This window comes from Leifsonia sp. AK011 (genome assembly GCF_013410945.1).
Taxonomy (GTDB): Bacteria; Actinomycetota; Actinomycetes; order Actinomycetales; family Microbacteriaceae; genus Rhodoglobus.
This window is the reverse complement of the sequence record NZ_JACCCH010000001.1, coordinates 2,656,061-2,667,402: the sequence shown is the minus strand read 5'-3', so window position 1 is coordinate 2,667,402 and position 11,342 is coordinate 2,656,061. Positions and strand designations below refer to the sequence as shown.

The following is an 11,342-nucleotide window of genomic DNA, read 5'->3' as shown; positions in this document are numbered from 1 at the left end:
GGCCGCCTACAGGAGGGCGTCGGTGACGGCCTGCACGCGCGGGTCGTCGTAGGCCACGAAGCTCTCGACCTTCTCGCCCGAGGCGTCCACGCGCACGAAGGTCGTCTGGAGGGTCACACCGTACTTCTGGCGCAACTCCTGGTTGCTGTCGTAGTCGACCTTGATGACGGTCACGCCGTCGGGCAGACCGTTGTGGAGGATGTCCTCCTCGACCGTCTTGCACTGGATGCACCACGGAGCGTGGAAGAACAGGATGGGAGTGCCTGCCGCATTCGCGATCGCGGTTTCGGAGTAGTCGACATACTCACCGGCGCTCGCGGTCGGCTGGGTCTCGGCGGGCGCGGTCGGTTCACCAGGCTCTGATTCGGGAGGTGCCGGCGTCGATGCCGTGGGCGTCGGTGCGGCCTCCTGCGCCACCGGTGTGCGCGAGACGGCGAGGGCGACCACGGCTCCCACGATCACGACGGCGAGCACGGCGATAATGATCACGACGCGTCTGTTCATGCTCCCAGCGTCGCATCCGTCGCCCGCTCGGCGGGTCCTGACCGGGCACCTGTCACGGCTTTGTAAGCCCTTGCCCCTGGGGGAGAGACGGGTCAGTAGTCCGTGCGCTCCTCGTGGGCGAGCCAGGCGTCGAAGGGCGCTGCCGCGTTCGCCGGGCGCGCGGCGTCGATCGTGACATCCCACTCCGAGCGGGGGCGTGCGAAGAGCTCGTAGAACTCGCGGTCATCGAAGCCGCCTCTGGCCGCGTCATCCCGGTCGGCGGCGAAGACCACGCGGTCGACGCGCGCCCAGAGAGCTGCCGAGAGGCACAGCGGGCAGGGCTCGCACGAGGTGTAGAGCGTGGCACCCGCGAGTGAGAAGTCGCCGACGGCCTGGCACGCGGCGCGGATGGCGACCACCTCCGCGTGCGCGGTGGGGTCGAGGTTCGCGGTCACCCGGTTCTGGCCCTCCGCAAGCAGCGCGCCGTCGCGCACGATGAGCGCGCCGAACGGGCCGCCACCGTTGGCCACGTTCTCGACCGCGAGCTCGATGGTGCGCGCGATCCAGTCCGAGTCGGTGCTGGTGCTCACGCGAGCCCCGCCGAGAAGTGCCAGGCGTCGCCGGCGGGGGGCGCGTCATCCGTCGTCACGGTCGCTTCGATGAGGCCGTACGGGCGGTCGTCCGCGTGGAAGACCTCACCGTTGTTCGCGATGCCGAAGCGCTGCAGGTCGTACAGGAAGTGGTGCTTGTTCGGCGCCTTCAGCCGCACCTCGACGAGCTCCGGCACCGCTTCGATCGCGGCCTTGCCCATGTGCCACAGTGTCTGCTGCAGGGCGAGCGACTGCAGGGTCGCGAACTGTTCGACCATCACCTGCTTGATCGTCGCGTAGGCCGCGTTCCAGTCGGCTGGCTCGCCACCGAAGCGCCACTTCGCCACGAGGGATGTCGCCATCACCCGGTCGTGCGTCGGCTCGAGTGTCGTGAACTCGTCCTCGAGGAAGTCCGCGAACTCGGAACCGGTGGACTTGAGGATGACGAGGTCCTTGAAGCCCCCGATGACGTACTCGCCCGTCGCATCCACAGTGATGGCGGCGGTGCGCACCTCCTGGCCCTTGCGGATCCACGCGTGATCGTGCTCGGTGCCGTCCACGAGCACACGATCCCAGTCGTACTGCTCGATCTCGATTCGTGCACCCTCGACGGGTTCGATGTCACCGACGAAGTGGCGAGCGAGCGCGAGCCCGTAGGCCTCGATCGACTCGACCCCGACCGTCTTCGCATAGGCGTAAGCCGTGTTCTTCTGTGTGTCGGTGGGCAGCACGTTGGTCTGATCGCCCACGAGGTATGCGGGCTCGAACGGACCGCGCAGCGCGGTTGTCACGTTGATGTCGCGGATCTCATGGCGAGGGGTATCGCGCACGAACCGAACGATGCGGTTCTCCGCCTTGCCGTACTGGTTGCCGCCGAGGATGATTCCCATCCCCGGATTCTCGCAGTCCCATGTGACGACGGTGTTACCGGTCCCCCTTAAGGCGGACAAGCGAGTCGATTTCAGTGTTTTCGCGTCATGAGACGACTCGGGCTCCCTCTCATGTGAGTTGCCGGGAGCCGCATCCCAGCGCCCTGACGAGAGGTGTGGGATGCGGATCCTGTGGATGCTGACACTGGTACTCATTGCGGCTGTTCTGCCGATGACGGCAGGGGGCTCTGCCGCGACGGCGGCGGAACCGGTGTGCTCGGAGCTCGTATCCTCGGCACCGTGTGACTCCGATCGGGATGGTTTCAGTGACAGCCTCGAGAAGAAGGTCTGCGGCACGGCGACGTGCGCGACCGGCCGCGAGGACAAAGACTCCGACGGCATCCCGGACACGAGCGAGTTCGTCGTCTGTGGCGAGGCAACCTGTGCAGACCCGGCGCGGGACACCGATCGCGACGGCATCCCGGACTTCGCGGAGATCTACGTGTGCGGCGAGGCACCCTGTTCGACGGGTCGCGAGGACAGCGATGGCGACGGCATTGGCGACTGGGTCGAGTTCGTCATCTGCGGCAATCGAGGATGCGCCGACGGTACCGAGGATTTCGACGCCGATGGGATCTCGGATGCCTGGCAACTCGCCGCGTGTGTGGTGAAGTTTGACGTCACGACGGCCAGCAGCCTCACGGTCGAGGAGAAGCCCGATCGCGTCACCACGACCGTTCGTGAGGTGACCGAGCGAGACGTGATCATGTGGTGGCCCTTGATTCCGGCGATCGGCCTCTTCGCGATCGGCCTCGGGTTCTTCATCGCCGCGATGCGCCGCCGCCAGGCCGAGGACGAGCCCATCGAGGACTCCGCCGAGCTGCTGGGCCTGAACCAGTGAGGCTCGGGCGCGCGGCGATCGCCGTCACTGCGATAGCCGCGATCGTTGTCGGCCTGGGAGCCACTCCAGCCTGGGCATCCGATGCCGAGCGTCTGGCCTGGATGCTCCGCGATCGCACCATCGCGCAGGCCAGGGCGGCCGCCGAGTGGGAGACGGTGGATGCCGAGGAAGAGCCCGCACCGGAGGAACCGGTCGCCGAGGCAACGCTGGATCCGGGCACACCCGTCACGGTGGCGGCACCCGAGCTGGGTGCCACCGTCGAGTTCTCGGGTTTCCAGGTCGACGAGCAGCTGACGATCGAGGCGAGCCCGCTGCCCGAGGAGGTCGTGGCATCCGCTGAGTCGGAGTTGGCCGCGCAGGTTGTGGCCGAACCATTCGAGGTCACCGCGACGACGGCCAGTGGGGAGGATGTCACGGAGTTCCCTGCGGAGCCGACCTTCGATGACCCGGATGCAGCGCAGCCCATCGTCACCGAGGTGACTCCCGGAATCGCTCTCGACATCGCTGTCGACAAACTCGAGGGCCTGGACCCGGCGAGCCTGCGCATCGTCACGCGTGAGCAGCCGGGCGACCCGTGGCTCGAGGTGCCGTCGTACTACGACGAGACGACGAGTTCGGTGAAGGGCGAGATCGACCACCTGTCGCAGTTCGCGGTGATCGGCACGCCGTTCGTGCCACCGCCCGGGCCGCGCATCGTGCTCGATCCGGACGACAACGTGGGGCACACCGTGGGGCCGAACGGTCCGGCGGAGGAGTTGCCGCTCAACGTGCGCCTCGCGAACGATCTCGCGGCGAAGCTCACGGAGATCTGCCTCGCGGATGTCGCGGTCACGCGGCCCGTGGCGTCGCCGGACTTCCTCTCCGCGGAGACGAGGGCCGCGCTCGCGGCGTCGCACAATCCCGACCTCACCGTCACCATCGCCTTCAACGCGCTGTTCGGCTACGAGTGGGACGGCGATGAGGACGGCGGCACCCAGGTCTACTCCCGCGGGGGAGCCGCCGACGATGCACTGGCCTGGTCGGTCGCCAATACGATGCCCGGCTACACGGGACGCCCTGCACACCAGATGTCAAACCCGGCGTACCCGAACGATGCGTTCGACGGCCTCCCCGGCGCCGTGGTGCAGGTCGAGACCCTCTTCATGGATCACTCGCAGGACCGTGCCGTCATCGATGCCGGGTTCGACTACATCGTCGCCGGCATGGCGACGTCGCTGGGTATGTACGCCGAATCACTTGGTGCGGATTGCACCGACCCGGCGACAGGCGGTTGGCCGGCGAAGCCCTCGGCGGCGACTCTCGCCTCGTGGAAGCAGCTCGGCTACCACTACCACCAGACCTTCATGGGCGACCCGGTGTCGATGTCGACCGGCAACCTGCTCGAGGATGAACCGCTCTTCACTCTCGCGGGTCCGGGCAACACCGACCTCGACCTCACGCTGATCTACAACTCTCAGGATGGCCGGGAGTCCCGCGTGGGCACCGGCTGGTCCTTCGGGCTCGGGGCCAGGGCGCAGCGCTTCGATGACGGTTCGGTGCTCGTGGTGCGGGGGGACGGGGCATCCGTCGTCTTCGAACCGGATGGCGCGGGCGGCTACGTGACCGACCCCGACGTGCACGACACGCTCGTCGAGGCGGGTATGGGTCGGCTGCAGCTGGCGACTCCCGCTGGTGAGGTGAGCGTTTTCGACGCGGCGGACATCGAGGGTATCGGTGAGCTCGTCTCATACCGGGACGCGCTCGGCACCGGCTACGACCTCGCTTACGGGCCACCGGATGAGGACGACCGGTTCGTTCCGCTCACGTCGATCACCGATACCGCCGGGCAGACGATCGCGATCACGAAGAACGCCGCGGGGCAGATCGAGACCCTCACTCACCCCGACGGACGCGCCTGGACTCTCGGGTACGGCACGGGCGGCGACCTCGTGTCGATCACGGGGCCGGATGGCACGCGCGCCTTCACCTACGACGACGAGCACCGCATGCTCACGGCGGCGGATGTCGCGGGCGTGACCTACCTCCGCAACCAGTTCGACGACCAGGGCCGCGTCACCAAGCAGTGGGATGCCGACGGCAACCTCCGCACGTTCGAGTACACGGGCGGCATCCTCGAGAGCGGCAGCACCGTCTACACCGACAATGAGGGCGAGAAGACGGTCTTCGAGTGGGACGAGGCATCCCGCATCACGTCGATCACCGACGCGGAGGGCGGCGTCGAACGGTTCGAGTATGACGAGGCGGGCAACACCGTCGCCCACACCGACGAGAACGGTGCGACCACCGAGTTCGCACACGACGAGAACGGCAATGTCACCCGGGAGACGCTCCCGGATGGCACGGTGCGCTCGTACACCTACACCCCGCTCGGTGTGGTCGCCTCCATCACCGACCAGGGTGGCGCGTCGGGCGCCGCCCGCACGACGACGTTCGAGGTCACTCCGCAGGGACTGACGACCGCGGCGCACCTCCCGGACGGCTCGACGGTGAACTTCACCTACACCGCTGCCGGTGACCTCGCGAGTGTCACCGACCAGGCCGGGAACGTCACGACCTTCGTCTACGACGCGGTCGGCAACCTGCTCTCGGTGACCGACCCGCTGGGGCAGGTCACCTCACACACGTACGACGCAGCCGGCCGCGTGCTCACCACGACCGACCCGACGGGTGCGGTCACGAGCTTCGCGTGGGATGACCTCGACCACCTCGTGTCGACAACCGACGGCACGGGCGCAACGACGACGTACACCTACAACCACCTCGACAAGGTGTCGTCGGTGACCGACCCGCTCGGGGCAACGACGCGATTCGAGTGGGACGACATGGTCCATCTCGTCGCGGTGACGGCCGCCGACGGCGGGGTGACGCGGTTCGAGTACAACGCGGAAGACGCGCTCGTGGCATCCGTCGATCCGCTGGGGGTGCGCACCGAGTTCGAAGTCGATGCCCTGGGCCGTGTTATCGAAACGACTGATGCCGCGGGCAACACCTGGCAGACCGCCTACGACGCCGTCGGCAACCTGACCACAGAGACCGACCCACTCGGCGGCGTCACAAAATATGCCTACGACGCGCTAGGCCAGGTCACGGTGGCGACCGATCCCACGGGTGCTGTCACACGGTTCTCCTACGACCAGGTTGGAAGACTCGCGACCGTGACGGATGCCCTGGGCGGCGTCACGACGAACCGCTACACGCTCAACGACCTCGTCGCGTCGGTGACGGATGCCGAAGGTACCCGCCAGCAGTTCCGCTACGACTCGGTGGGCAACCGCACGACGGTCATCGATCAGCGCGGTCAGACCTGGCGCACGGCCTACGACGCGCTCGGGCGAGTCACGTCGGAGACCGACCCGCTCGGCGCGGTCACGCGCTACACGTACGACTCGGCGGCGCGCACGATCAGCACCACCGATCCCGTCGGCGCGACCACGACCATCGGGCTGGATGCCGCGGGCCGAGCGGTCACGGTCACCGATCCTCTCGGCGCGGTGACCTCCGCCACCTACGATCTCGCGGGGCGCGTGACGGCTGTCACTAACCCGCTCGGCGCGACCGAACGCACCGCGTACGACACCGTCGGCCGGGTCACCGCGCTGACGGACGCGCTCGGTGCCGTCACCGCGTACGACTACGACCGTGCGGGCCGCGTGACGCAGGAGACCGACGCGCTCGGGTCGGTGACGGCGTACCGGTACACGAAGCTCGGGCAGCTGGCATCCGTCACCAAGGGCTACAAGCAGACCCCGACGACGGCGACCGGCTCCGACGTGAACCTCACGACCCGCTACACCTACACGCCGACAGGTCAGCTGGCCTCCACGACGAACCCGGTGGGTGCGGTCACGCGGTGGGAGTACGACCCCCGCGGCCTGCCCGTTGCGGAGACCAACCCGCTGGGCATCACGAGTCGCACCGCCTACGACTCCCTTGGCCGCCCGGTCGAAGCCACCGACGGCAACGGGGCGACCACCCGCACCCAGTACTCGTCGACGTCCCTCGTGGAGCGTATCGCCTACCCGGATGGCACGACGGTCGGCTTCGAGTACGACAAGGCTGGCAACCCGATCGTCATGACCGACGCTCTCGGCGCGACGGGCTGGACCTACGACAAGGCGGGTCGCCTCACGGCCCAGACCGACCCGCTGGGTACGACGCTTGGCTACGGGTACGACGCCGCAGGAAACCGCACCCGCCTCGATGTCGGGAGCACGTCGCTCGGGTACCGCTACGACAAGGCGGGCCAGCTGGTCGAGCAGACCTCGCCGGGCGCCTCGATCGGTTACGCGTGGGATGCCGCCGGCAACCTCACCCAGCAGTCCCGCTCCACGGGTGTGACGACCACGTTCGGCTACGACGCCGCAGGTCAGGTCACGCGTATCGCCCACCAGACCCCGGTCGTCGGCCCCGCCGCCACCTCGGGTGCACAGTGGCTCGAGGCTGCGGTCACCGAGACGAAGCCTGTCACGTGTGCATCTGCTGCGACGGTCGGCGACACCGCCGTGACCTCCTACCTGTCCGACCGCTCGCTGCCGACGGCGGGTGTGCAGGAGGGCTGCGAGAAGACCGACGAGTACGCCGCCGACCGCGACCTGCCGGACCTTGCTGAGGTGTTCACCGCGGGCGAGGCGATCACCTACGACTACGCCTACGACAGTGTCGGCAACGTCACCTCGGAAGTCGAGACCCTCGGGTCGCAGGGGTCAACGACGACCGGGTACCTGTATGACCGTGTCGGGCGGATGACCCAATCCTGGGACACCACCGGAACCGTCAACACGTACCGCTTCGATAAGGCGGGCAATCGCACGGCGTGGATCACTCCGAAGGCTCCGGATACGGGTGAGCCGTTGATCGTCGATTCGGCGTTCAACGCGGCCGGGCAGGTGACGAGTCAGTACAGGGCTCGCCCTGAAGAGGGTGCCACGAGTGTGGGGTTCACGTATGACGGTGCCGGTAACCGGGTTTCGCAGTTCGTGTCGGGCCCGGATGGGGAGGAGTCCACTTCCTACGCCTACACGTCCACGGGTCGCCTCGCGTCGGTCACCGCCGGGGATGACACGACGACGTTCGGATACGACGGTCTGGGTCGCAACCTCACGGTCACTGAGGAGTCGTGGGCGCAGGATGTCACGACCACCCGTTCCTGGGATGGTCTGACCCCGGTCACCCAGACTTCCACCGCGGGTGGCACGTCCACGTTGGTGCGTGACGCACTCGGTGTTATCGCGTTGCAGGGCGGGGATGACCCGACCTGGGTCCTCGGGGATCGTCTCGGGTCCTCAGTGGCGACCACCGACAGTTCCGGTCGTGTGGATGGGTTGGCGGACTACTCCGACTACGGGGTCCCCACCTACGCCTCCACCGGGTTCGCTGCCGTGACCGGGTTCAGCGGTGAACTGTCGGGCACGACGACGGGGTACTCGTCGTACTTCGCTCGGACGTTTGACACGTTCACGAGCACCTGGTTGACCCCGGACACCTGGCGGGGCACCCTCACCGACCCGGCCTCGCAGGCCCGCTACGGGTACACGGAGGGCAACCCTGCCACGTTCGTGGACGCGTTCGGATTCCTCACGGCCGACCGGTTGGAACGGGATGCGTTGGCTCGGGGTAAAGCCGGGAGTGGTTCGTGGGGGTGCCGGAGTGCGGCCTGCGACACCAGCTACACGGGCGGTGGCGGGGGCTCTGCGCCATGTGTGGGTCGTGGTTGCCGGACAGCAGCGGGTGACTCGTACTCTCCGCCGAGGCATCCACCCGTGTGCGGTGCTCGTGCGCAGCTGCCCGGATGCACACCGCGCGTGATCACACAGCAGCAACGTGACAACGCCCAGAACGTATGGGCAGCTGTCGGTGGCGTTGCGATGGGGTTTGCGTACACCGCAGCTATCGCCGGATTGCTCGCGTGCACCGTCGTCACACTCGGTGGTTGCGGTGTCGCCGCAGTGGCGATCGCCCTCGGTGTTGGTGGTGCCGCCGGGGCGCTGGCGACGTACAACTGGTCCACCGGCCCGAAAACCACCAGCGGCTACGTCAACGCAACCGTCCTTGGCGGGGCCACCGGAGCCATCGGAGGCGTCGCAGGACCAGCACTACGACCACTCGGCAGCGCCTTCACCCGACCGGCAAGTAGTGCGGGCACTTCGATCGCTCCGGTTTCTCTCGCGAACGCCACGCAGGTGACTGGCATGCGGTTCGCGAAAGAAGCAGCACCGAACACTGTGCTGTACAAGACCGGGAGCGACGGCCTGGTGACGAGTTACCAGACTTATGACTCCGTCGGTCTGCCCATCAAGAGAGTCGACCTCATTGGCGCTCCCCACAATGGAATTCCGACTCCACACGTTCAAGAGTTTGGGCGACACACGAACCCCGAGACCGGAATAACCTATGTCACGAAGTCAGGCGACGACGTTCGTCCAGCAGAGCCTTGGGAGATTCCACAGTGACCGAATCAGAGCAGGTTGGAGAGTTCTCCGGCATGAAGCCTCTCGACGTCTACCTTCGTTACGATGTGTCTGTTGAAGAGGTCGTGGAGTTTGCCCTAGCGACTGTGGACGGGCGGGCCGGGCGCATCTCGGGAATGAAGAAGGAGACTCGAGAGGCGCTCGAGAGTCTCTTCTGGCCCAGGTGGTCCCTGGTTAGCGGCTCTATCGTTCTTTCGGACTTCGCGTCCCGCAATCTGGACGCCTGGGTTGAAGAGTTCGGGGGCGATGTGCGCAGAGCCGAGGAGATGGTCAATCACATCCATCTGTGGGACTGGTTTGAAGGCGATGATTCAGAGCTCGCCCGCCTGGAGGGAACTGCAGCGATCATCGCCCAGTGTTGGGAGTCAAAGCTGCGCGACGACTTCCCGGGCCGGTCTCAACGCGTGCGTTGGTCTGTCGGAAGCTACGGGCCAGAAGTAACCATGTCCCGCGCCTAAGGTGCACGCCGTGACAGATGTGCGCCTAAGTCCCGTCGGAAGGCTCCGCACAAAGGGGCGGCTGAGCTCGTGACTCCGTACCCGGAAGCGAGATTGGGCGCGTTTGACACTGGGGATCGCCCGTTGGCATGCGAATGGACACGTCGTTGAGTGACTGGCTCTCGCCTCATCGCAGGAAGGAAATGATGTTGGATTTGTCGACCGCGCCGCAGCCCATATGCGAGGCGGTCCAAGGTCAGCCATGTGTTGACTGCGGGGTCGTAACGCCGACGCAGGTCGCGGATCACGTTGAACCGCTTGTGATTGAGTACTACAGAACCGGATCGATTGACGTTGACAATATGAGATCACTCACCGCAGTTCAGCCGCAGTGCCCGACTTGCTCTGCGAGCCAGGGTGGGACCCTAAGCCAGTTCTCTAAGCAGATGAAGGGCAAGATCCAATGACAACAATCTCCGAGCAGCGAGCCTTGTGTGATCGGTTCGGGGTAGTCCCTGATTATCCTCAAGCAGGGAGCCGACTGGGGATCTCCGAGGGTGCTCTTCGAGGTTCAGAACCCCTACATGGGCTGCGGCAGCGAGCTGACGGCTTGTCTACGTGGTACATCTGGTCGGGTGAGTACTCGGACTCGAATGACTTCTTTCGAAGCATCCACTACGAACACGTCGCGGAACACCGGCCAGAGGCGCTGGCGTACCTGGCCCTGCCGGCGGGCTGGCGGTTCCTGCTAGCCGAAGGCTTTGAAGACGTCTGGTTCGACGAGTAGCTCCTAGACCGCGAGGAATGAGTCTCGGGCACGTCCGATGGTAGGCGTCCGGCAAACCGAGGGAAGATCAGAACGCCCCGGGGGTTCAATATGTTGGAGGAAGCGGTGGGCATGGGCTCGCAAGTAACGTGACCGACGTGAGGATCATGGATCCGCACAATAAGGAGCCATTCCCACAGCCAACCGGGTATGTCTCTTACTCAGCTGCGCAGCCGTAGGCAAGCCGCAGACAGAGAACCCGTACTCGGGCAAAACGGTCGGAAAAGACGATCCTATGTGGCACTGGGAATTAGAGGGCGAGAAATGACAACGCACAAACCACGGGAGCTCGCACATTTAGCATTGGCGATGACGCATGGTCTTCAATGTCTGCATCAGAGCAATGGATTCGAAATCAGCGGTTCTTGGAAGACGCGATCTCTCAAGGTAGCGAGATTCAACTCGCGACACCCCTGAATCAGGTGAAGGAAGGAAGTTCCCTTGAGAGAGAGATCGCCTTCTTGACTAGCCGTGGGTACGTTTCAAATCCAGCTGGAACGCAGATGGTACCGGGAGGCAAATAATGCCGGACCTTTCGCTCGCACCCCCATCTGTGCGGGCTCTCGCAGAGTTCCTCACGAGCAGACGAGCTTCCCTCTCGGTGGTTCGGTTCGATTCTCCCGTCAATCAGGAGTTGCGGTCTGAGACACCTCGCGGCACCGTTCAGGTGCTGGTCGATCGCGGCCAGTGGTTCGTCGAACTCGCTCCGTCTGGCTCAAACGAGTTCTTCAACGTGGCGGTCTGGATTGCTTGTCTGGAAGGGGGGGAC

The 11,342-nt window shown here is 65.8% G+C and carries 6 protein-coding genes; 3 read left to right on the top strand and 3 right to left on the bottom strand.

Annotated features, from left to right (window positions below; genetic code table 11):
• Window positions 1-6 precede the first annotated feature (6 nt).
• From HDC94_RS12955 to pucL, 3 genes are all read right to left on the bottom strand, one after another.
• Window positions 7-504 carry a thioredoxin domain-containing protein gene (locus HDC94_RS12955; protein WP_179498204.1) on the bottom strand — a complete coding sequence of 166 codons (498 nt, stop codon included), beginning with the start codon at window positions 502-504 and terminating at the stop codon, window positions 7-9.
• A 92-nt stretch (window positions 505-596) separates the two neighbouring features.
• Window positions 597-1,073, bottom strand: coding sequence for a nucleoside deaminase (locus HDC94_RS12950; protein ID WP_179498202.1), 477 nt, complete (start codon window positions 1,071-1,073; stop codon window positions 597-599).
• On the bottom strand, window positions 1,070-1,963 hold the full coding sequence (gene pucL / locus HDC94_RS12945) for a factor-independent urate hydroxylase (RefSeq protein WP_179498200.1): 894 nt from the start codon (window positions 1,961-1,963) through the stop codon (window positions 1,070-1,072). The genes HDC94_RS12950 and pucL overlap by 4 nt, the downstream gene beginning before the upstream one ends.
• 160 nt (window positions 1,964-2,123) lie before the next feature.
• On the opposite strand from pucL, the gene HDC94_RS12940 reads away from it, so the two are divergent.
• Genes HDC94_RS12940 through HDC94_RS12930 form a run of 3 tightly spaced genes read left to right on the top strand, consistent with a single transcriptional unit; the run spans window position 2,124 to window position 9,768 of the window.
• Window positions 2,124-2,843, top strand: coding sequence for a hypothetical protein (locus tag HDC94_RS12940; protein WP_179498198.1), 720 nt, complete (start codon window positions 2,124-2,126; stop codon window positions 2,841-2,843).
• The gene (locus tag HDC94_RS12935; RefSeq protein ID WP_179498196.1) at window positions 2,840-9,292 is read left to right on the top strand and encodes a polymorphic toxin type 24 domain-containing protein; all 6,453 of its coding nucleotides are present in this window, start codon (window positions 2,840-2,842) and stop codon (window positions 9,290-9,292) included. The genes HDC94_RS12940 and HDC94_RS12935 overlap by 4 nt, the downstream gene beginning before the upstream one ends.
• Window positions 9,289-9,768, top strand: coding sequence for a hypothetical protein (locus HDC94_RS12930; RefSeq protein WP_179498194.1), 480 nt, complete (start codon window positions 9,289-9,291; stop codon window positions 9,766-9,768). Before HDC94_RS12935 ends, HDC94_RS12930 begins: the two co-directional genes overlap by 4 nt.
• The last annotated feature ends 1,574 nt before the right edge of the window (window positions 9,769-11,342 follow it).